The 21,657-nt window shown below is 64.0% G+C and carries 24 protein-coding genes and 1 tRNA gene; 15 read left to right on the forward strand and 10 right to left on the reverse strand.

The features are described from left to right. Positions 1–23 precede the first annotated feature (23 nt). Positions 24–1,175, reverse strand: coding sequence for a chorismate synthase (gene aroC / locus BW940_RS12850; protein ID WP_076609618.1), 1,152 nt, complete (start codon positions 1,173–1,175; stop codon positions 24–26). 192 nt (positions 1,176–1,367) lie between these two features. Here aroC and BW940_RS12855 point away from each other — a divergent pair, with 192 nt between their 5' ends. Beyond that, positions 1,368–1,928, forward strand: coding sequence for a hypothetical protein (locus BW940_RS12855; protein ID WP_076609619.1), 561 nt, complete (start codon positions 1,368–1,370; stop codon positions 1,926–1,928). 155 nt (positions 1,929–2,083) lie between these two features. Then, positions 2,084–2,224: a hypothetical protein gene (locus tag BW940_RS21505; protein WP_159440168.1), complete on the forward strand. Its 141-nt coding sequence runs from the start codon at positions 2,084–2,086 to the stop codon at positions 2,222–2,224. 456 nt (positions 2,225–2,680) lie between these two features. Here BW940_RS21505 and aroA read toward each other — a convergent pair whose 3' ends face one another. Together aroA and BW940_RS12870 are read right to left on the reverse strand one after the other, a co-directional pair. Continuing rightward, positions 2,681–3,973: a 3-phosphoshikimate 1-carboxyvinyltransferase gene (gene aroA, locus BW940_RS12865; protein WP_076609621.1), complete on the reverse strand. Its 1,293-nt coding sequence runs from the start codon at positions 3,971–3,973 to the stop codon at positions 2,681–2,683. Positions 3,974–4,042: 69 nt separating this feature from the next. After that, positions 4,043–5,188, reverse strand: coding sequence for a LolA family protein (locus BW940_RS12870; protein ID WP_076609622.1), 1,146 nt, complete (start codon positions 5,186–5,188; stop codon positions 4,043–4,045). A gap of 130 nt (positions 5,189–5,318) precedes the next feature. On the opposite strand from BW940_RS12870, the gene BW940_RS12875 reads away from it, so the two are divergent. Then, on the forward strand, positions 5,319–6,506 hold the full coding sequence (locus BW940_RS12875) for a M24 family metallopeptidase (RefSeq protein ID WP_076609752.1): 1,188 nt from the start codon (positions 5,319–5,321) through the stop codon (positions 6,504–6,506). 224 nt (positions 6,507–6,730) lie between these two features. On the opposite strand, the gene BW940_RS12880 is transcribed toward BW940_RS12875, so the two are convergent. Both BW940_RS12880 and BW940_RS12885 read right to left on the reverse strand, forming a co-directional pair. Continuing rightward, entirely contained in the window at positions 6,731–7,768 is a 1,038-nt protein-coding gene (locus BW940_RS12880; RefSeq protein ID WP_076609623.1) for an NAD(P)/FAD-dependent oxidoreductase, read from the reverse strand. 93 nt (positions 7,769–7,861) lie between these two features. Next, positions 7,862–8,593 carry a GNAT family N-acetyltransferase gene (locus tag BW940_RS12885; protein ID WP_076609624.1) on the reverse strand — a complete coding sequence of 244 codons (732 nt, stop codon included), beginning with the start codon at positions 8,591–8,593 and terminating at the stop codon, positions 7,862–7,864. 173 nt (positions 8,594–8,766) lie between these two features. Between BW940_RS12885 and BW940_RS12890 the strand changes: the two genes are divergently transcribed. The 5 genes from BW940_RS12890 (at position 8,767) to BW940_RS12910 (ending at position 13,193) form a co-directional block, all read left to right on the forward strand. After that, the gene (locus tag BW940_RS12890; protein WP_076609625.1) at positions 8,767–9,624 is read left to right on the forward strand and encodes a prephenate dehydrogenase/arogenate dehydrogenase family protein; all 858 of its coding nucleotides are present in this window, start codon (positions 8,767–8,769) and stop codon (positions 9,622–9,624) included. Continuing rightward, on the forward strand, positions 9,621–11,174 hold the full coding sequence (locus tag BW940_RS12895) for a small ribosomal subunit Rsm22 family protein (protein ID WP_076609626.1): 1,554 nt from the start codon (positions 9,621–9,623) through the stop codon (positions 11,172–11,174). Before BW940_RS12890 ends, BW940_RS12895 begins: the two co-directional genes overlap by 4 nt. Positions 11,175–11,277: 103 nt before the next feature. Then, complete coding sequence (gene surE, locus BW940_RS12900; RefSeq protein ID WP_076609627.1) at positions 11,278–12,075, forward strand: 5'/3'-nucleotidase SurE; 798 nt, start codon at positions 11,278–11,280, stop codon at positions 12,073–12,075. A 356-nt stretch (positions 12,076–12,431) separates the two neighbouring features. After that, positions 12,432–12,821 carry a helix-turn-helix transcriptional regulator gene (locus BW940_RS12905; RefSeq protein WP_076609628.1) on the forward strand — a complete coding sequence of 130 codons (390 nt, stop codon included), beginning with the start codon at positions 12,432–12,434 and terminating at the stop codon, positions 12,819–12,821. A gap of 225 nt (positions 12,822–13,046) precedes the next feature. After that, entirely contained in the window at positions 13,047–13,193 is a 147-nt protein-coding gene (locus BW940_RS12910) for a DUF1328 family protein (protein ID WP_076609629.1), read from the forward strand. 118 nt (positions 13,194–13,311) lie between these two features. Here BW940_RS12910 and BW940_RS12915 read toward each other — a convergent pair whose 3' ends face one another. After that, positions 13,312–13,632 carry a HalOD1 output domain-containing protein gene (locus BW940_RS12915; protein WP_076609630.1) on the reverse strand — a complete coding sequence of 107 codons (321 nt, stop codon included), beginning with the start codon at positions 13,630–13,632 and terminating at the stop codon, positions 13,312–13,314. A 329-nt stretch (positions 13,633–13,961) separates the two neighbouring features. Here BW940_RS12915 and BW940_RS12920 point away from each other — a divergent pair, with 329 nt between their 5' ends. Next, a complete protein-coding gene (locus BW940_RS12920) occupies positions 13,962–14,354 on the forward strand; it encodes a hypothetical protein (RefSeq protein WP_076609631.1) in 393 nt (130 codons plus the stop codon). A gap of 111 nt (positions 14,355–14,465) precedes the next feature. Here BW940_RS12920 and BW940_RS21950 read toward each other — a convergent pair whose 3' ends face one another. Together BW940_RS21950 and BW940_RS12925 are read right to left on the reverse strand one after the other, a co-directional pair. Next, positions 14,466–14,888, reverse strand: a complete 423-nt coding sequence (locus tag BW940_RS21950; protein ID WP_216819666.1) for a hypothetical protein — start codon at positions 14,886–14,888, stop codon at positions 14,466–14,468. Positions 14,889–15,118: 230 nt separating this feature from the next. Further along, positions 15,119–15,190: transfer RNA gene (locus BW940_RS12925), tRNA-Ala, on the reverse strand. A gap of 65 nt (positions 15,191–15,255) precedes the next feature. Between BW940_RS12925 and BW940_RS22360 the strand changes: the two genes are divergently transcribed. From BW940_RS22360 to BW940_RS12950, 6 genes are all read left to right on the forward strand, one after another. Beyond that, on the forward strand, positions 15,256–15,378 hold the full coding sequence (locus BW940_RS22360; RefSeq protein WP_268875545.1) for a hypothetical protein: 123 nt from the start codon (positions 15,256–15,258) through the stop codon (positions 15,376–15,378). A 167-nt stretch (positions 15,379–15,545) separates the two neighbouring features. Continuing rightward, positions 15,546–16,013, forward strand: coding sequence for a 30S ribosomal protein S15 (locus BW940_RS12930; protein ID WP_076609632.1), 468 nt, complete (start codon positions 15,546–15,548; stop codon positions 16,011–16,013). Between the two features lie 15 nt (positions 16,014–16,028). After that, entirely contained in the window at positions 16,029–17,249 is a 1,221-nt protein-coding gene (locus BW940_RS12935) for an exonuclease (RefSeq protein ID WP_076609633.1), read from the forward strand. Beyond that, entirely contained in the window at positions 17,246–17,545 is a 300-nt protein-coding gene (locus BW940_RS12940) for a KEOPS complex subunit Pcc1 (RefSeq protein ID WP_076609634.1), read from the forward strand. The genes BW940_RS12935 and BW940_RS12940 overlap by 4 nt, the downstream gene beginning before the upstream one ends. Further along, positions 17,538–18,179: a 30S ribosomal protein S3ae gene (locus BW940_RS12945; RefSeq protein ID WP_076609635.1), complete on the forward strand. Its 642-nt coding sequence runs from the start codon at positions 17,538–17,540 to the stop codon at positions 18,177–18,179. The genes BW940_RS12940 and BW940_RS12945 overlap by 8 nt, the downstream gene beginning before the upstream one ends. Positions 18,180–18,409: 230 nt before the next feature. Beyond that, a complete protein-coding gene (locus tag BW940_RS12950) occupies positions 18,410–19,633 on the forward strand; it encodes an iron-containing alcohol dehydrogenase family protein (RefSeq protein ID WP_076609636.1) in 1,224 nt (407 codons plus the stop codon). A 477-nt stretch (positions 19,634–20,110) separates the two neighbouring features. Here the strand turns inward: BW940_RS12950 and queC are convergent, their stop codons facing one another. Together queC and BW940_RS12960 are read right to left on the reverse strand one after the other, a co-directional pair. Next, on the reverse strand, positions 20,111–20,857 hold the full coding sequence (gene queC, locus BW940_RS12955) for a 7-cyano-7-deazaguanine synthase QueC (RefSeq protein ID WP_076609637.1): 747 nt from the start codon (positions 20,855–20,857) through the stop codon (positions 20,111–20,113). 19 nt (positions 20,858–20,876) lie between these two features. Next, positions 20,877–21,656 carry a 7-carboxy-7-deazaguanine synthase QueE gene (locus BW940_RS12960; RefSeq protein WP_076609638.1) on the reverse strand — a complete coding sequence of 260 codons (780 nt, stop codon included), beginning with the start codon at positions 21,654–21,656 and terminating at the stop codon, positions 20,877–20,879. Position 21,657 lies beyond the last annotated feature (1 nt).

Consider the following 21,657-nt stretch of genomic DNA (forward strand, 5'->3'; position numbering starts at 1 on the left):
ATCGGTTCCGAACCGAGACTGTCCTACTCGTTTCGGGGGTTGCTCGGATGGTAGTCCGTGTCGTACGTGCCGGGCTGGCCGTCGACGCGGTCGGGGTTGAGCCGACCCGACAGCAGCATGAAGTCGACGAGCGTGAGCGCGAGCATCGCCTCGACGACGGGGACGCCTCGTGGCGGGAGCACGGGGTCGTGGCGACCGATGACTTTCTCCTCTTTGAGTTCGCCCGTCTCCCAGTCGGCCGTCTGCTGGGTCTTCGGGATCGACGTCGGCGCGTGCAGCGTGACTTCGCCGTAAATCGGCTCGCCCGAGGAGATGCCACCCTGAATGCCGCCGTGGTCGTTCTCGACCGGGACAGGGGTCCCATCGTCGTCGAACTCCCAGTCGTCGTTTCGCTCCTTGCCGGTCCACTCGGCGGCCTCCGTGCCGAGCCCGAACTCGAACGCCGTCGTCGCCGGGACAGCCATCATGGCCTGTCCGAGTCGCGCGGAAAGGGAGTCAAAGCGCGGTGCCCCGAGACCGACGGGAACGCCTCGAGCCTCGAACTCGATGCTGCCGCCGATGGAGTCGCCTTCCTCCTGGTAGTCAGCGATCAGCGCTTGCATCTCCTCGGCCGTCTCGGGATGGGCACATCGGACGTCGTTTTCTTCCGAGTGCTCGAGCATCTCCTCGAAGCTCACGTCGGGAGCTTCGACGTCGCCGATCTGGTTGACATGGGCCTTGAGTTCGATCCCCTCTCGCTCGAGGAGTTTCTTCGCAATGGCACCTGCAGCGACCCAGTTGACCGTCTCACGTGCGGAGGAGCGACCGCCGCCGCCCCAGTTTCGCGTGCCGAATTTGGCCGAGTAGGTGAAATCGCCGTGGCTCGGCCGTGGCGCAGTAATGAAGGGCTCGTACTTGCCCGAGCGGGCGTCTTTGTTCTGGATAACCAGTCCGATCGGCGTTCCCGTGGTGTAGCCGTCCTGAACCCCCGATTTGATCGAGACGTCGTCGGGTTCGCCGCGGCTGGTCGTGATCATCGACTGGCCCGGCTTGCGCCGATCTAAGTCCTTCTGGATGTCTTCTTCTGTCAGCTCGAGGCCGGCGGGACAGCCCGAGACGGTACAGCCCATCGCCTCCCCGTGGCTCTCGCCGAACGTGGTCACCTGAAAGAGGCGACCGAAGCGGTTGCCGTTCATTACGGCCCACTCAGTGATGGGGACACTTAGCGGTGCATGGTTCGGCAATGCCCGTGTTTCGGCCGCAGTCTTCGGTCATCTCGCCCACGGCTCGCTGACATGGGGTCGGCGAGCACCTCACCGGGTATTTCCGTCGCCGGCACTGGCCTGCCCAATACCCTTTATTTCATCCCCTGTCTGACAGGCCACACAATGAATCGTCGATCGTTGCTCGCCGTTGCCGGACTCTCGAGTGTCGCTGCCGGGTTCGCGGGCTGTGTCTCCCTCAGCGAGTCGGCAGACGAACAGGACGCCGAAAACGATGCCGACGGAGCGGGCGACGACCACACCGAGGACGGGCAGGAGTCCGAGACCACCGACGACGAACCCGACGAGGCGACCGTCGAACCGCCCGCCGACCCGGACGACCCGGTCGGACGTTCGGTCATCGGCTCGCAGTCGAGCGACGATCCACCCCACCGCGTCCGACTCTGGAACCTCGACGACGAGCGCCACGCCGTCAGCCTCGATATCGACTCCGCCGACGGCTCGATCTCCTCGAGCGGCTCCTACGACCTCGATCCCGAGGCTCACATCGCCGTCTTCCTCCACGGGCGACACGAGTTCGACGTGACCGTCACCGTCGACGGCGATCCGGTCGACGCGCCCGATATCGAGGCCGAATCGTTCGATGACCCCTGTCCGGCAACGGAGCTGTTCGTCCTCGAGGACGGCTTCGAGTCGACGACCGAATCCGAGTCGGATCACTGTTAGCAGCCGTTAGTAATACGGTTTCGTTACTCAGAGTAGATGGTAAAACCCGCAGTCAGTACAGGGTACAGCGTTAACGGTAGGGTTCTGGCAAATAATAATACCCTGAGACCTTGTTACTTCATTCTATGGTCAAATGTGCTCGATGCGGCCGTGATGTGGATGACGTTGAAAACATCACACCAGATGTTATCACGAAAGAACTAATAGACTCAATCGATCACGGCGAAGAAGACCTTGCCGGGGAGGATGATCTGAAAGTTTGCGCCGAGTGTATGGATGAACTGAAGGGTGACTGAAAACGAAGTGGTTTGCGTTACTGACGATTTCAGCACGATCTGGATTACAAAATTCGCGCCCTGTATTCGGCACGCTGTTCCGAATCTCTCTCAGTCTTGGTAGACCGTCCAGCATTCATTGACATCCACCTCCGCGTGAACACGGAGGAATCCCGAGCGGACGGGAATCACAGATTCCCGAGCCTCGCAACCCAGAGGGTTGCTCAACGGTGGGAGTTTCAGGTCTACAACCAAGGACGCCGCCACTTCGCGGGTCCGTTCGCTCACGGGTCGTTCCTCCCCGTTCGCGTTCCCGCGGTTCTCGCTCACGTCGTTCGCTCCGAACCGCGCACGCTCCGAACCGCGCTCCCGTCGTGCGATGCGGTGTGCACTGACGTTCAGTGGCTACTATCTCTACTGTGAGGACTCGCTGTTTCCATCGCAAAAAGCAAGTTGCGACTCGAGCGAACGGAAGAGTCAGGACTGGCGCTCGAGCGAACACCCGAGCTCCTCGAGCAGGTCGAAGAAGCCGGGGAACGAGACGTCGACGTGGTCCGCGCCTTCGACGGTCGTCTCGCCGTCGGCGACCAGCCCCGCGAGCGCGAGCGCCATGATGATCCGGTGGTCGGCCCGGCCGGAGACGGTCGCGCCCTCGAGGGTCGAGTCGCTGCCGTGGATCGTCAGCGAGTCGTGCTCTTCGGTCGTTGCGACCCCCATTGTGCCCAACTCCTCGGCCATCGCGCTCACGCGGTCGGTCTCCTTGTAGCGAACGTGCTCGGCGTTCGTGATGTGGGTGTCGCCGTCGGCGACGGCTCCGAGGGTTGCGATCGTCGGCAGCAGGTCGGGCGTGTCCTCGACGGAGACCTCGATCCCCGACAGCGAGGCGCTCGAGACGTCGATCGTTCCCGCCTCGCGGTCCCACTCGACGTCGGCCCCCATCCGGTCGACGATGTCGACGATGGCCGTGTCACCCTGCGCGCTCGGGTTGGCTCCCTCGATGCGGATGTCGTCCTCGCTGGCGATCGCCCCCGCGGCGAGCGGGTAGGAGATCGACGAGAAGTCGCCGGGGACGGCGTACTCGCCGCCCACCGGATCGTATGACTGGCCGCCCTCGACCGAGAACCCGTCGGCTGTCTGGCGCGCCTCGACGCCGAAGGCCTCGAGCACCTCGAGCGTGATGTCGACGTACGGCGCGGACTTGAGTTCGGTCTCGAGGACGACGTCGATTCCCTCATCGGTGACGGCCCCGGCCATCAACAGGGCGGTGATGTACTGCGAGGAGACGTCGCCCGGAATCGCGACCTCGCCGCCGTCGATGGGGCCGGTGACGACCAGCGGGGCCTGTCCGTTCCCGCGCGTGCTCCGTGCGTCGCCGCCGAGGTCAGCGATCGCCTCGAGCAGCGGCCCCTGTGGGCGCGAGCGCAGCGACTCGTCGCCCGTGAGGACGGTGGTACCGTCGGCGAGGGCGGCCGCGGCCGTGACGAGCCGCATCGTCGTCCCGCTGTTGTCACAGTCGATGACGTCCGCTGGCACGTCGGGTCGGCCGTCGAAGCCCTCGACCTCGAGCGTGGCGTCGTCGGCCCGCGAAACGGACCCGCCAAAGAGATTGACGGCCCGCGCGGTCGCCTGCGTGTCGGCGCTCCAGAGCGCGTCTCGAACTGTCGTCTGGCCCGCATACCCCGACGCGAGAATCGCTCTGTGGGTGTAGCTCTTCGATGGCGGTGCCTGTGCCGTCCCCTGCAGCCTCGAGGGCGTGATCGTGACGTTCATGCTCTGTCTGTGGGATGGCCCTGCCTTACCGGTACCGATCCACACGATAGCTGCAGGGCGATCGAACCGTTATGGACAGCCGATCGAGGCCACGATCTCGGCCAGCGGCGCGTCGTCGGTCAGACTCGAGACCTCGTAATTGAGGTCCTCGCAGGCCCAGAAGACACTCTGTATCCGCCCGTCGCGACGGTAGACCGTGCGGCCGTCGACCTCGGTTTCCTCGAGGGCGTCCGGGTTGAACCGCTGGACGTTACGGACGGCGACGAACAGTTCGCGGGCGATGACGGTCGGGTCGTTGTACCACAGCATCGTTGTCGTCCCGAATCCCTCGCCTTTCTCGACGACGGTGACGCGGTCGAGGACGTACGAATCCGGCACGTCCGGCTCCGGCAGGCTGTACGGAAGGATCTCCTCGGCCGCCGTACGGGTCTCGAAGACACCCTCAGGCTCGATCCCGTCGGTGACGACGGTCGCGTCCGCGGGTGGCTCGTACGTGAACGTCTCGGGCTCGAGTCCCGTATCGATCGCTAAGTCCTCGTAGGTGACGGCGACGCGGTGGAGCGTCTCGTCGTCGTCGCTGATCGTATTTTCCTCCTTGATCGGATACCGGTACTCGTCGTCGATCCAGACGGTCCGGGAGACGTCCAGTTCCTCGAGGTCGCCCGTCACGCGCAGCGGCACGACGAACGTCGTATCCCCGACGACGAGATCGATCGTCGGCCCGATATCGTCGACCGGCGGCTTCGTTTCGATGACGTGTGCCTCCCGGCCGTCGACGGTTGCCGTTTCCTCGTATCCGAGTCGGTACTCCTCGAGTAAGTTCTCGAGGACGCGTCGTGTGCGGTCGGCGTCGACCTTGTTCGGATGGAACTGCTTGTCGACGATCTCCGTTCGGGGATTGTACTCCCACGTTGCCGCACGATTCGTCACCGTGACTGATCCGACTGGGACGCTCGGGTCAGTCGACTCGAGCACCTCGATGCGCTGTTTGGCCGGCGGCTGCCGTGTGACGGCTTCCGTCCGCTCGGTCGTCTCGTCGGGCGTTTCGACCGTCATGGTCCGACGAGCCGTGAGGTCGGTCATCCGCTTTCGTGTCTCGATCGCATCTCGGACGAGCTCCACGCTGGTTGGGGAGTCGTCACTGTTGGCAGTGTAGCTCACACAGCCGGCCAGTGCAGCTACGGCCCCCGCTGCGAGGACCCGTCGGCGATTCATATGTCCCAGATAGTCGCATTTATTGATAAGAATGTGGGTTCGAATCCAGCCGTACGAAGCGAGTCCCGAACTGCCACTCACACCTGACGACAGCGAACAGTATATGTGGCCGCCCGTTAGACACCCGGCCATGAACGTAGACGTCGACCTATCGCCACTGCGCGAGTCGCTCGAGGCCGAAGGCATCGACGGGTACTGTATCGACGCCGACGGGACCGATTCGGACCAGCGGTACGTCTCCGGCTTCACCGCGCCGGATCCCTATCAGACGCTCGTCACGGCTGAGGGCATCCACCTACTCGTCTCCGGCCTCGAGTACGGCCGCGCGAAGGCGGACGCGAGCGCCGACTCGGTGACGCGCCGGTCGGCCTACGACTACCAGCAACTCGTCGCCGACCATGGGCCCTACGAGGGTAAGTGTCGTATGCTCGCAGCGTTCTGTGCCGACCACGGCGTCGACTCGCTTGCCGTCCCGCGATCGTTCCCGACGGGAACCGCGGACGGGTTGCGAGCACAGGACCTCGAGGTCACGGTCGAACCCGAGGGCATCATCGAGGGGATTCGGGCGACAAAAACCGACTGGGAACGCGAGCAGATCCAAGCAAGCCAGCGTGCCAACGAGGCCGCGATGGCGACCGCCGAGGCACTGATCGCGACTGCCGACGTCGAAGACGGCGTGCTCGTCCACGACGGCGAGCCACTCACCAGCGAGCGCGTTAAGACCGAAATCGAGGTCACACTGCTGCGCCAGGGCTGTAGCCTCGACGACACTATCGTCGCCTGCGGCGCCGACGGCGCGGACCCGCACAACCGAGGCAGTGGCCCGCTCGAGGCCGACGAACTGATCGTGATCGACATCTTCCCGCGGGACAAGGAGACGGGCTACTTCGCGGACATGACCCGCACCTTTGCCCGCGGCGACCCGGGTGAGGAGGCCCGACGACGGTACGAGGTGACCAAAGCGGCCCACGAGGCCGCCCTCGAGGCCGTCGAGGCGGGTGTCACCGGCGCAGACGTCCACGACGTCGCCTGTGATGTGATCGAAGACGCCGGCTACGACACCCTGCGGAGCGATCCCAGCGCCGAGACTGGCTTCATCCACGGCACGGGCCACGGCGTCGGCCTCGATATCCACGAGGCACCGAGCGTCTCGCCCTCCGGCGGCGACCTCGAGGCCGGCCACGTGATCACGATCGAACCCGGTCTCTACGACCCCGACGTTGGCGGCGTTCGGATCGAGGATCTGGTTGTCGTCACCGAGGACGGCTACGAGAACCTGACCGACTACCGCGTGGCCCTCGAGCCAACTGCCGAGTAGCGCGGCCCTCGAGCCAACTGCCGAGTACGAAGCGGATTCGACGTCGGCTGCTGCGGTGGCGCGCGCTGGACCACGATGAGCGACGAGCGAATCGTGGTCCGACACTGTGCGAGGGATGAGCGAGCGCCAGCGGAGCGCGAATCGGCTGGGGAGGACGTGGCGATCAGTGGTGCCAGTGTGAGCGAGCCAGTGGCTCGTCGTCGCCCAACGCGACAGTCAACACCCTACTCATTACCTACAACGCGATCGCCGACCTCGAGCCCGTTCCGTAACGCAGCGTGGATCCGCGCCTCGCCGGCGACCCAGTCGCCGAGACAGTACAGCCCCTCGGCTTCGACCCGCCGGAGCGGCTCCCGATCGACTGCAGCCTCGGGCTGGGCGTAGCGCCAGCCCTGGTGGTCTGTCCAGTCGGGCTCGAGCAGGCGATCGTCGTCGAATACAGCCGCAGTCAGCGACGCCAGCTCCTCGAGGTTCGCCTCGGGGTCGGCGTCGTAGTGGTCGACCGACCACTCGTGGTTGGCCTGGACGATCAGCAGGGACTGGCCCTCGGGGACGTGGCCTGGCTTGCACTCCTCGCGGGAGATCCAGCCGATCTCGTGTTCTTTGTCCGTGTTGACCAGCCCATAGTAGGGGACCTCGAGGGCGAACGGGTAGTGGAAGACGCCGGTCCAGATCGTTCGGTAGGGGACAGCGTCGATGGCTTCGAGCAGCGGCTCGCGCCGGTCGCTGTCCCACTCGGCCGACCGTACCAGCTCGGCCGTCTGTGGCGCTGGCGGGTTCAGGAGGACGATATCGAAGGGACCCCACTGGTCGCCATCAGTGTCCTCGAGATGCCACGTCTCGCCGTCCCGTCGAAGCGTCTCGACGCGCGTCCCGCGGTGGATCGTCGCGTCGGTGCGGGCAAAGAGGTGTTTGGCGAGTTGGGTCAGCCCCTCGCGGTAGGTCCACTTGTGCTCGTCGACGTCTCGGCCCTCGGAAACGCAGCTCTCACTGTCGAACGTCCAGACCGGCTCCGTGATATCGACGAGGCCGTCGGTCTCGAGGGTCTCCGTGAGCAACTCGACCACGCGCTCGTCGGCGTCTTTGATGTAGTTCGCGCCGTAGTCGTACCTGATGCCGTCACGGCGTCGTGTTGCCGCACGACCACAGAGGCCGCGGGATTTCTCGAGGACTGTCACCGAGACGTCCTTGTGTGTGGTTTCGATCCGAGAGGCCGCAGCCGCGGCGGCGACACCAGCGCCGACGATACCGATTCGTGTCATGGCTGATACTCCGGGGTGAGAACTGAAATAGTCCGAGCCAACCAGTGTCACTTGCCGGAGACTACCCTGACGGCAAACCGGGAGTCGACACCGCTACAGCTCGCGGGCCATCATCACCTCGTCGACGAGGTCGCCGTCGATCGCGTAGTGGTCCCGGCGGATCGCCTCGGTATCCCAGCCGTGATGGGTCAGAAACTCGAGGGCGCGATCGTTGGTGATTGGCACGCTGTTGTACAGCTTCCGGTAGCCGTTGGCTTCGGCCCACTCGAGACCGCGGCTCAGGAGCTTGCTGCCGATCCCGTGGCCGCGGTGGGCCTCGCGGACGCCGACCGTCTGCTGGGCAGTGCCGTGCATCTGCTCGATCTGTGGCAGATCGAGATGCGTCCAGCCGACGACCTCACCATCGACCGTCGCGACGAAGAACACCCGGGACCTGACGGCGTTGTGTCTGGTGACGGTATCGTCGTACAGCAACTCCTCCGCGATGGTTTCGGCGACAATGTACGTTTCCTCCGACGTCACGTCACGGATCGTATTAATCAGGCCGTCGAAATCGGACTGTTGGCCCGGCCGGATGACGAACTCGACTCCATCGAGCTCGTGTTTCGTCACCGTTCCGAACTCGAGTGCGATCTGGAGCGTTCCACCCTCTTCTTGCAGATACCCGTCGGCTTTCAACTCCTCGAGATGAGACTGGAACTCGTCGGACGAGAGTGACACGACGTCTAAGAGCTTGTGTCGCTTGACGGTCCCGTTGCGCTCGACGTACTCGTAGAGACGCCGCTTGGCGTCGGATGTAAACGTTGGCCGTTCGGTCGCTCCCATAGCGTTCGTATGGGGACTGGTGACTTAGATATAGGGTGATGCTATCAATAATCAGTATTGTGCGCGACCGCAGGTCGAAATCCGAGGCCCGTAGCGACACCTCGAGCGACCGGACGGTCCCGCGAGCCGATCGATCGAACGCCTTTTGCAACGTCGGGAGGTAGGTGGCGTCGATGGACGTACTGATCGTCGGCGCGGGCGCGATGGGGACGTGGTTCGGCCAGGCCACGGACGCCGCGGTCACGTTCGCCGACGTAGACGAAGACGCTGCCGTCGCCGCCGCCGATGCCGTCGGAGCCGACGCCGAAACCACCGCTCTCGAGGGCACGGACAGCTACGACGTCGTCTGTCTCGCGGTCCCGATGCGCCACGTCGTCGACGCGATCGCCGACCACGCCGATCGGGCCGAGCGCGCGATCGTCGACGTCTCGGGCGTGATGGACCCCCCGCTCGAGGCGATGGCCACCCACGCACCCGACCTCGAGCGAGCGAGTTTTCACCCGCTGTTTGCCCCTGAGCGGGCACCCGGCTCGATCGCCGTCGCCAGCGACAATCCGGGACCGGCGATCGATGCACTGCTCGAGGCGTTCGTCGCGCGTGGCAACGACCCGCTTGAGACGACCGCGACGGAACACGACGAGGCGATGGAGACGGTGCAGGCGGCAACCCACGCCGCTGTGCTCTCGTTTGCCCTCGCCGCGGAGTCCGTGCCGGATGGCTTCGAAACGCCAATTTACCAGCAGCTCCGCCAGCTGACAGAGCAGGTGACCGAGGGGACACCGCGTGTCTACGCCGATATCCAGCACACCTTCGACGGCGCTGACAAGGTCGCCGCTGCCGCCGAACGGATCGCCGACGCCGACCCGAAAACGTTCGAGTCGCTGTACCGGGAGGCCGCCACGCAGTGGCAGCCAGCGGCTCACTCCCCTGCCAAACACGACCCCGAACGGGCCGAAAGCCGTCACACCGCTCCCGACGACACGGACGGACGAACGGACACCGATGAGAGCAATGGAGGACCTACCGCATGAGTGATCACCGAGACGCCGTCCGATCGAACGCCAAGTATCTCCGCAACGTCAGACCAATCGACCCCGAGGAGATCTGCGACTACATCGACGGCTCTCCCCACCCGGCGGTCGTCCGCCAGCACCTCCGGGAGTTGGCGGTCGAACTCGGCCTGCTCGAGCGCGAGGACGGCGCGTTCGTCCCCGTCTCGGACGAGCCGGTGTCACCACGACGCGGGCCCGTCACACAGCTCCCAGCGGCGTACGAACGCCGGCTCGACGACCTGTTGGCTGACCGGTACGGCGTCAACTGGCACGAAGACGCGACCGGTGACCTGCTTCGGTCGACGATCCGTCGGTTCAAAGCTCACTACCTCGAGGGGCGACCGGTCGAATACGATGACGACGTCGCCGCCGGCTACGCGATCTACCACCTGCCGGGGTACTACGCCGCCGTCCAGTACGCGCTGGGCGACCTCGCCGAGCGCGGGCTGTTAGATCGCAGCATGCGCGTCCTCGACCTCGGCGCTGGCGTCGGCGGCCCGGCGCTCGGGCTCTGTGAGTACCTGCCCGACGACTCGTTGCTCGAGTACCACGCCGTCGAACCCAGCGCCGCCGCGGATATCCTCGAAGACCTCCTCGACGAGACAGGGCAAAACGTCCACTCGACGATCCACCGGACAACCGCCGAAGCGTTCGATCCCGCGACCGTCGCCGACACTGACGATGACGGGTTCGATCCGACAGCTCCCGACGACGGATTCGATCTCGTGCTCGCCTGTAACGTCTTGAGCGAACTCGACGAGCCGGCAGCCGTGCTCCGTTCGGCACTCGAACTCCTCGCGCCGGATGGGACAGCCCTCGCGATGGCCCCTGCCGACAAAAACACCAGCGTCGGGCTTCGCGAGGTCGAACGCGAACTCGAGGACGAGCGTCTCTGGCAGCCCGAGGCGCTGGGGCTCGCCGAGGAGGGTGACGATACCGACGGCCGACACGGCCGGGTGACCGTCTACGGCCCCACCGTTCGGCTCTGGCCCGGCGAGCGACCCACCGATCGCGGCTGGTCGTTCGACGTCCGCCCCGACCTCGAGGTGCCACGCTTCCAGCGAAAGCTCGACGAAGCGACGCCGGCTGACGACGACGAGCACGCCCCCGGCGAGTTCGTCAACGTCGACGTCCAGTTTTCCTACGCACAGTTACGACTCGATGGCCAGCGACGGCTCGACGTCGCACTCGAGACCAGCGAGTGGGCGACGATGGCCGATATGGATGCCCACGTGACCAACCGGATCGATATCGTCGCGGCGAAGCTTAGCCGCTCGCTGAGCGAGTCCGATTCGGACGGCGGCGGCCACTCGAGCAGGTCGAACCCGCTGTTCAAGATCAGCGACGGCAGCGAGACGATCGACCACTACGCCGTCCTCACGAGCGAAACCGAACTCAACCGACCGCTGCTCGAGGCCGACTACGGCGACCTCTGTTCGTTCGAACAGATCCTCGCGCTCTGGAACGACGACGAGGGCGCGTACAATCTGGTCGTCGACGAGAACACGATCGTCGACCGGCTCAGCTGACGCCGTCCGCCTCCCACATCCGTCGCTCGGTGGGTCTCATCCAGTGTTCCGATCGGATTCGTCAAAGCGGTGGGCTTTTCGCCCCTGGCTCCAACCCGGTGATATGAGCGATCCCCTCGAGATCCTGCTGACGAACGACGACGGGATCGACAGCACCGGCATTCGGGCGCTCCACGATGCGCTTTCCGAACACGCCAACGTAACCGTCGTCGCTCCCGCAAACGACCACAGCGCCTGCGGACGCTCGATCTCACACGAGGTCGACGTCAGCGACCACGAACTGGGGTACGCCGTCCACGGGACGCCCGCCGACTGCGTCGTTGCCGGCTTGGCCGAACTCGGGCCGTTTCCCGATCTCGTCGTCGCGGGCTGTAACAAGGGAGCGAACCTGGGCGAGTACGTCCTCGGCCGCTCAGGGACGATCAGCGCCGCTGTCGAGGCCGCCTTCTTCGATGTGCCCGCGATTGCGACCTCGATGTACGTTCCCGCCCCCGGAACGTCGCTACGTGAGATCGACCTCAGTATTGACGACTACGCCGAAGCGACCCGCGTGACGAGCTATCTGGTCGACCACGCCCTCGAGGCCGGCGTGTTCGACCACGCCGCGTATCTCAACATTAATGTCCCGGTTGCTGATGGCGCGCCGGCCCCCTTCGAGGTCACGCGACCCTCGAAACGGTACGAGATGGACGCCGAACGCGACGGGGATCGCGTCCACCTCAAAGACCGCGTCTGGGAACAGATGGATCCAGAGACGCTGCCTGACCCTGAGGGGACAGACCGCAGAGCCGTCGTCGAGGGCCGGATCAGCGTCTCCCCGCTTACGGCACCCCACTCGACGAACCACCACGAGACGCTCACCGCACTCGCGGAGACGTATCTGGAGACGGTCGAACACTAAGTTGCTCGCGGATCGATACCGGAGAACGCACCGCTACCGAACGCATTTGTATCGGGATAGTGAATCCTCGAGTATGACGAGCATCGAGATTGAGGACCGCAGCGAGACGTCTGACGTCGATGAGCTCGTCCAGCAGGTGCGTGATCGACTGTGACCACGATACCCGCACATCGCGTGTGTCGAATCGGTGATGTGATAACTGACTTGCGGGTCGCAAGGCCGTCGCTATTCGCCGACAGAAGCATTACGGTACTCATACCGTACTCAGTAGCGACAGGGATAGATACTAAATGAAACATACTATCACGGTAGATGCGCGTACGATGACGGATCGTTTCCACGGAAAGTGATCAACAATGGTATTCAACACACTCTGGACCCGACTCTCGTCTCTCTGGTCGACGGATTCGGCGGATGAGACGGCACCCAGCGAGTCCACGACCGACGAATCAGGCGACGATACTGGCGACGAGACACTGAGCTATGCGGAGGAAGTCGAATACGGTGTCGACGAACGGGACCTGCCCGACGAAGACAAGATTCTCAGACTCCTGGTCAAACGGGGCGGCCGTGTGGACCGGGAAACCGTTCGAGAAGAAACCGGCTGGTCGGACGAGCATCTGGCGGACGTCATCAGCCGAATGGAAGACGACAACCAGGTCAGTGCGATCTCCGTCGGCCGGAAACGGGTTATCTGCCGGCGCGGATTCGAACCCAAAGGGTATCGATCACATCTCAACGAGTGACGAGTCAGGGCCGACGAGTCTTGTATCGTCGCGACCGACGACCGCGAGTGCTTCTCGAGTCCGGTTTCGACCACGACAGTCCCCACCATCGTTTTCGACACTCGCCTCGAGCATGACGACAGCGAGACGACTCAAAGCCGAACATCGACGAGGGAAAGCCATACACCGTCCCGTTCGGCGTATTCAGGCCGAATCCACTTCCGCTGAACGACCCTCCGAACACCCATGCTAGAACTCGCACTGCTGTTTTTCGTGATCGCGATCATCGCCGGGGCACTCGGCGCAACCGGCGTCGCGGGCCTCACCATGGCTATCGGGAAGTGGCTGGTGGTCCTCTTTCTCGTCCTCGCCGTCCTCTCGTTGTTGCTGTGAGGCGGCAGGCGACGCAGACGGGTTGCTGCCACTGTGTCCTGGCGTGTCCCACGCCGGGTCGCGGTCGCTCTGAACCTGACGGACACCAGCCCGTCTCATCGGCCCGCTCGAGCGAGGTTCATCCACACGAATAAACCGATGACGGCCGTTGGAGCGCCAGCTCCGTTCGACAGAGTACACCGTCGACGAACAGCCGTCCGTCGCTCGCGATCGTCACCTCGTGGTCGGCGACCGCGAAGGTAAACTCCCACGTGTTGCCCTCGTCGTCGGCCAACTGCGTCAGAATCTCTGGATTGAGATACTCATAGAGGGTGTACTCGACTTCCTCGGGCTCGAGCCGATCGGCCTCGGCCAGTGCCTCGATCACGTCGACGAGGAGGCGGTCTTGCGTGTGCTGTGCAGCCATCGTCCGAGTCGGCCTCGAGTGCTCTGGATTCATAACGAACTCCGATATCGTGGTCGCGAGTGTATTCTGCCTCGTTGGTCGGCTCAGTGTTAACTAGGGTGTCACTACGCCACCGACATGGACACGCATCGGTTACGTACGCTGTTCCTGACGGTCGTTTGCCGCCGATTTCGCTACAGATAGAGCCGCACTCTGACTCCACGTCGCCCGCCGGTGAGCGGAGACACGACGTGTCACCTGTCGTGTCTCACCACGCGTGTGGCATCCACATCGCTGTCGACCGAAAGGCGGGAGTCTTGGGGATCCAGCCACAACGTCCTGATACAGATGCGTCCCAACACCGACGACGCGGGGTGGCGTCGATGATCCTCGACGATCCGACTGGCACCGCAGCCGAGTACGAGGCGCTCGCCGACGCCCTCGAGGACCTGCGCGACGACGTTGCAGCCCAGCCGATCAAGGAGTCGCGACTCGAGGCCCTGTTCGACGAAGCGACCACGAGCGATCCCCAGATCTGGAACACCGTCACCGCCTTCATCGACCTCGAGGACGGCGACGCGGTCGTCACGGAGGAGTCGAAACTCGCCCGTGGGAAGTGGGCTCCCGAGATCGTCGACGACTGCGATGCGATGCTCACCGTCGACGTCGAGTACGGCCAGATGCCCGACGCGTTCAAATACACCGTCGTGAAGAAACTCGACGCACAGATCGAGGACGCTCGAGAACGGGCAGCCGCGGCTCGAGACGACGAGTGAGCGGCTTCGGGTGGTGTTTTTGCGGTGGGCTCGAGGACTACTCCAACGCGCGCAGACAGGGGTGATGATTTTGAGTGAAGTTACTACACAAAAAGTAACCAGATTCTATCTTCAATGCTCTTCTTGATGTTCCATCTCAAATACCAATACTTGTCGTCCATCCTGTCGCTCAAACCGATAATCGTGGACATCAACTAATCCCTGATACTCCCATTCTCCGTCCCCCGAATCCTGATAAAAGAAGTGAACCGGAGTCCCCGAAGAAATCGCATCAATTAGGACCGAATTTCCCGGAGAGGATTCACTCTGGTCTCCCGAGAGACCTTCTCCGATGTACTCGAACCTCCCCTGTGTTACAGAATCACCATATGGCCCATCTTCGTTGGCAAATAGCAATACATACCGTTTATCTTGACTGTCACGCCTCGGATTGATTCCAGAAATTTGGTAACCAAAGCCCGTATCGAAGGTCGCCTCGATTTCGTCCTTTTCGTAGCGATTACCGACTGTGATTCCTTCGGGAGGTGTGCGCATGTCACCACTGCCACAGCCCAGTAGTATCAACTTGTATGTCTATCCAGTGAGATCAGGTAGGGAAGAACTGTTACTATCCTCGAATACGATGTTCTCCGCGAAACCGACGTACAGATCGAGTAACACAGCAGACACGAATTCTATGGATTCACCGGGGTTAAGCAAACGCGAAGCGGTTGCGATGTTCGGCGAGCTCACTGATCGAAGCGAGTAAAACGAGCGGAGAGAAGTGGACTCGCCGGGATTTGAACCCGGGGCCTTCCCCGTGCCAGGGGGATGATCTACCGCTGATCTACGAGCCCTCGTTCGCATCCAGTCCTTTCGCTGGGTGATAAATAAACCCCTCGAAACGCTCGAGCCCACCCAGATGTTGCCACACATACGGGAGCCGGCTGGCGACGAGAGTGACGGACTCGAGGGGATGCACTCGCTGGAACCGAACGCGATTGTCCTGCCGACGTCGCCTGTCGAACTCGCGAACCCGGTCTAGAAACCCTTTAGTCGGTTCGACCGAAAGCGGTGGTGGGAAGCGCGCGGCCGCAAATCCGACTGTGTCATCCACTGTTTCGGATGGCTTGGGATTGCGGAAGTGCACCGGCAGTCGACCGATTCGACTGTTGCGTACGGAGCGGTCAGTGCGGTTCCTATCCTCGACCAATGGCACGAATGCATACCCGCCGTCGTGGCTCGTCCGGTTCGGACAAGCCAGCGGCAGATGAACCGCCGGAGTGGAGCGACGTCGACTCGGACAAGATCGAAGCCCGAGTCGTCGAACTAGCAGAGCAGGGCTACGAGCCGAGCCAGATCGGTATGAAGCTGCGTGACGAAGGTGTCACGGGCACGCCGATCCCGGACGTCAAGCTGGCGACCGGCAAGAAGCTCACCGAGATCCTTGAGGACAACGACGCGAAGTCGGACATCCCTGAGGACCTCTACAACCTGATGGAACGTGCCGTGCGTCTGCGCGAGCACATCCAGGAGAACCAACAGGACTACCAGAACAAACGCGCCCTGCAGAACACGGAATCGAAGGTCCGTCGACTCGTTTCCTACTACCGTGGGAACGAACTCGAGGCCGACTTCACGTACTCCTACGACGTCGCCGTCGAACTCATCGAGGAGTAATCCGAACGTCCCTACATGGTATCCGAAGGTCGGTCCGTCGACGCGACGTCTGCTCCCGTCTCGAGGACACTCGAGAGCGCGGGCTTCGTCCACCTCATCGCGCGAGCCGACGGCGACGCGCTCGCGGCGAGTGGCCTCCTCGCGAGGGCGCTGGCCGAGCGTGGAACGCCGTTTCAGGTGAGCGTCGACCGGACCGTCACAGCCCGGACCGCACGCGTTCGCGACCGGGAGCCGGCGGCCGACGACGTCACGCTCGCGATCGGCGCGATCGATGCAGACGTGGCGCGACTCGAGACGGCCGATCGATCGGCTACACTCGCGGCACTCGATTGTGTCCGCGACCTCGAGACGACACCGGAGCCCGTGCTCGCACTTGCTGGCCTCGTCGCCGCCGATATCGAGCCGGGTGCCGGTGAGAGCGAGTGGGTGCTCGAGACCGCTACCGAACGCGGACTCGTTTCCCGCCGACCGGGTGTCGCGGTTCCGACCGCAGACCTGGTCGACGGGATCGCCCACTCGACGCGCTTGCTCGGGCCGTGGTCGGGCGACGTCGACGCGACACGCGAGGCCCTCACGGGACTTGGCGTCGCACTCGATGCACCCGACACGCTCGAGGCCGACGACCACCGGGCGATCGGTTCGGCCGTCGCACTGGACGTCATCGGTGCCGACGAGGCGACCGTGACGGCGGCGGAGACGATCCAGCGAGCACTCCGTCCGTACGCGACGCCCGACCACGCGTTCGATACGGTCGGTGGCTTCGCGGACGTCCTCGAGGCGACGGCTCGAACCGAACCCGGGACGGGCGCTGCGCTCGCAATGGGCCACGACGTCGACGAGTCGGCGCGTGTGGCCTGGCGCGAGTACGGCCGCCGTGCCCACGCGGCACTCGAGGGGGCATCGACGAGCCGCTACGACGGACTGTTCGTCGTCGAGTTCGACGACGGTCCGGTCGAAGCGGTGGCCCGAATCGCTGCAGCGTTTCGCTCGCCGGAGCCGACCGTCCTCGCCGTCAGCAAGGGGCGACGGTCCTCGACTAACGGGACCGGTGAGGCTGCGATCGTGACTCGGAGCGACGACCCCCTCGGTGCGACGATCGAAGGCGTCGCCCGAGAGCTCGGCCACGAGAGCGACACAGCCCCCGAGTACGACGTCGGACACCGACGTGGCTATCTTCGGTACGACACAACCAGGGACGACGAGACGATCATCGAGACAGTGAGGGAGCTGCGATGAGTCGACGCGCGACCATTCGAACGGCTCACGACGAGCCGGACCTCGTCGTGCGGGCAATCCGCCCGGACAACACCGACGAAATGGAGACCGTCATATCCGACGACGGTGACGCCGTTATTACGCAGATCGAACGCGAGACGACCGGCGGACTCCACTCGACGGTCGACGACTACGTCGTCAACCTTGAGGTCGCAGTCGACGTTCTCGAGCAGACACGAGCGGGACAGCGCGATCAACCGACGGACACGGGCCCTGTGTCCGATAGCGACCCAGATACACCAATAGACAATGAGTGAACGATCAGTTTCACGCGCAAAACAGGAAAAGCGGTGGTACACCGTCCTGGCACCGGAGCAGTTCGACCGCCAGGAACTCGGCGAAACCCCCGCTGACGAACCGGAAAAGGTCTACGACCGAACCATCGAAACGACGCTTGGCGAACTGAACAACAACGCCAGCGAGAACAACACCAAGCTGACCTTCAAGATCACCGACGTCGGCAGCGACAGTGCCTACACGGAGTTCAAGGAACACTCCCTGACCCGTGACTACCTGCGCTCGCTGGTCCGCCGCGGTGCCTCGAAGGTCGAGGCCTACGTCACCGTCCTCACGACGGACGACTACCGCGTCCAGATCCAGCCCGTCGCCTTCACGACGAAAAAGGCCGACGCGAGCCAGGAGAAGGCCATCCGCGAGACGATGGTCGAGATGATCGAAGACGCCGCCGCCGAGCGCACCTTCGAGGAACTCATCGACAGCGTCGTCGAGGGGCGACTCTCCTCGGGAATCTACGGCGAAGCCAAGACGGTCTACCCGCTGCGCCGCGTCGAGATTCAGAAGACGACACTCGAGGCCCACCCCGACGAAGTCGCCGAAGAGCAGGCGACCGCAGTCGACGTCGACGACGAAGACGTCGCAACGGACGACTAACGCCGACGCCGAGACGCCATTTTTCAAGCAGTGTCCTCCCCGCCAGAGACACCTGTATCAGCTGCTGGCGTGAACAGCCACAACCAAGCCTTGGCGCGAGGCCGACGTCGACCACGGGCTGTGCCCCTCGAGGGCGAAACCCGCCAACAGAGTCACTCAACCACGTTCCGTCTCGAGTGAGAAAACGCGAGCGGCTCGCCTTTACTACCGCTGGGGTGTGATACGTATCCATGACAGCATCGCCACGCACTCGCGACGCGGCGTTTCGATTCGAGTTCGATCCGGCGACGATCAGATTCAGTGCCGGCTGTGTCGACGACCTCGAGGGCGAACTCGAGCGCCAGAGCCTCGAGCGCGCACTGGTCGTCTGTGGTTCGACGGTCGGCAGTACAGCCGAGGTGATCGACCCGGTCAGGGACGGCCTCGGCGACCGACTCGCGGGGGTGTTCGCCGAGACGACGCCGAAAAAACGGCTCGGGACGGCGGTCGACGGGCTCGAGCGACTCGAAGAGGAGGATGCCGACGTGCTCGTGAGCCTCGGCGGCGGGAGCAGCCTCGACGTCGCAAAAGTCATCAGCGTTCTCGCGGCGAGCGACCGCGAGCCGGCGGCGATCGGCGCGGCGTTCGAAGAGACGGGAACGATTCGGGTCCCGGACGAGAGACTGGTGCCGATCGTCGCGATTCCGACGACCCTCGCCGGGGCCGACCTCTCGCAGGTCGCAGGCGTCACCGCCACAGCCGAGTCGGGACTGGTGAATAAAGACGTCGGCGGCGGCATCTCCGGGCCGGGGCTGATGCCCGCCGCAGCCGTCTACGATCCCGACCTGGTGGCGACGACGCCCGAGTCGATCCTCGCGGGATCGGCGATGAACGGCTTCGACAAGGGCCTCGAGGCGATCTACGCCGCCAACGCGACGCCGGTGACCGACGCCACGGCGACGCGCGGGCTCGGCAAACTCGAGACCGGCCTTCGTGCGTTCGGCCGCGGCGAGCGCGGCATCGAGACGTTCACAACGATCCTCGAGGGCGTCGTGCTGGTCCAGTACGGCATCTCCCGGCCCGACGAGACGATGCTGTCGATCGTCCATGCCTTCGGCCACGGGCTCACGCGCACGTACGAGGTCCAGCAGGGGGCAGCACACGCTGTCGTCGTCCCACACGTCCTCGCGTATCTGTTCGAACAGGAAGGTGTCGACGCACGGCAGGACGTGCTGGCCGACGCACTGGGCGTCGCCGATGCGGCCGATCCGGCACGAGCGGTCGTCGACAGGGTGGCCGATGTGCGCGACGCACTCGCGTTGCCGACGCGGCTTCGTGACGTCGACGGCCCTAAACCGGACGAGTTCGCTGCCGTCGCGGAGGCGATCCTCGCTGATTCGTTCATGAAAAACGCACCGCCAGGGCTGGATCCTTCAGTTGAGGACATCGAAGGCATTCTCGAGCAGGCGTGGTAGCGTTCGACCGGTCTCATAGGGATTGATGTAACGATCCCCATCAGTCGTTCTCGTCGCACGCACTCGAGTACGGACCGGTATGACGACACTCGGCAATCGAGAGCCGGCAAATAAATGCATGATACTACCAAGCATGATACTTATACTGAAGGGGCGCGGAGCCATTGCTGTCGCTGGGCGATAGCAAGTTCAGTGATCGACCGGCGTCTCACGTATCAAGTGACGGCGCGTATCCACGGCCTGAAGACCGTGGTATTGCGCCTGCTCCGCGTATAACCGACCACGGCGATCCGGGCCGCGCATCCTCGAGTAATGGTTGGAGTAGCAAACGAGGATTCGAGCCCCAATTTGCGCGGCCTTTTTGACGGCTGTGACTGCTGCCGAAGCGATCAGTCCCTGCTCAAAATACGGGGACGAGTGCCGGTGCAGTCGCGACCGTCCGGCAAGCCTCCCGATCCATCGGGATCGCAGACCGTATCAACTGTTACCAGCGGGGTTGTCGTCCACGTATGACGGCCGTTCGGCGTACGCGATCGGGTCCCGAACGCCGATGTTCTGGAACGCCTGCAGCCGGAACGCACACGCATCACAGGTCCCGCAAGCGGGTTCGTTCTCGCGGTAACAGCTCCAGGTGTGTTCGTAGGGCACCTCGAGGTCGACCCCGCGTTCGGCGATATCGGTCTTCGACCACTCGACGAACGGGGCTTCGATCGAGATCTCGGTCTCGGGTTTCGTGCCGACGTCGACGACCCGCTCGAAGGCCTCGAAGAACGCGGGCCGGCAGTCTGGATACCCCGAGAAATCCTCGCTGTGGGCACCGATGAAGACGGCCTCGCAGTCGTTAGCCTCGGCGTAGGAGACGGCCATCGCGAGCAGGTTCGCGTTTCGGAAGGGGACGTAGGAGGTGGGGATCTCCTCGCTGTCCATATCGGCGTCTGCGACCTCGAGGTCGTCGTCGGTCAGACTCGAGGCCCCGATCGCCGCGAGATGGCCGGTTTCGATCTGCAGGAAGTCCGCCGCGTCGAGTTCGTCAGCGAGGCGACGAGCACACTCGAGTTCGCGGTCCTCGGTTCGCTGGCCGTAGGAGGTGTGCAGGGCGTAGATCTCGTAGCCCCGGTCGCGGGCTTCGTAGGCGGCGGTGGCGCTGTCCATGCCGCCCGAGAGGAGGACGACGGCGCGTTTGGGAGTCGATTCGTCGGTCGTGGGTGTCGTATCGTCGGTCATCGGCAATCAGTCTCGAACATCAGGTTTCGGGCGCGTCGTTCCAGAGGTCGACGTGCAAGCGGGGCGTGTATCGAAAGCCGTGGTCCATGGCGAGCTGTGCGACGTCGGCGCGGGTCTCCTCGAGTCGCTCCCGCGTCGCCCCTTCGGGCATCAGGAGGACGTCGTCGTCCCGAATCGGGACGGCAGCGACCTCGCGAAGGTCCTCGAGCAGCGCGAGGATCTCGGGCATGTCGCTCTCGTCAGTGACGACGAACTTGAGTTGGAAGTCGGAGTCCTCGATCAGGCGGGCCAGCGCCTCGAGGTCGATCCGGTCGCGCTCGTGGCGGGCTGCCCATTCGCCGTCGCCTTTGGGGTCGCGCTCGGGCGTGGGCGTGCTGCTCTCGAGTTTCGGGCTGACCGAGGCGAGATCGATCGGCGCGTCGCGGTAGATCGTCCCGTTGGTCTCGACGGTGGTGTGGTAGCCGCGATCGTCTAATGCCTCGAGGAGGGCGACGCTCGTCTCGTGGAGCAACGGCTCGCCGCCGGTGAGGACGACGTGGTCCGCGTTCTCGTATTGCTCGACTTCCGTGAGGATCTCCTCGACGTCCAGCCAGGCGTGGGTGGGTTCCCAGGAGGTGTGATAGGAGTCACAGAACCAACAGCGGAGGTTACAGCCGCTCGTGCGGACGAAGACGGAGGGGACGCCGGCGAGCGTTCCCTCCCCTTGCAGCGAGTAGAACAGTTCGTTGATCGGGAGGCCGTCGGCTGGCTGGTCGTCCCCGGCCACGTCTTCCCGATCGACCGAGTCGGAAACCGGCATC

This window comes from Natronorubrum thiooxidans (assembly GCF_900156475.1).
In the GTDB taxonomy this organism is placed as follows: Archaea; Halobacteriota; Halobacteria; order Halobacteriales; family Natrialbaceae; genus Natronorubrum; species Natronorubrum thiooxidans.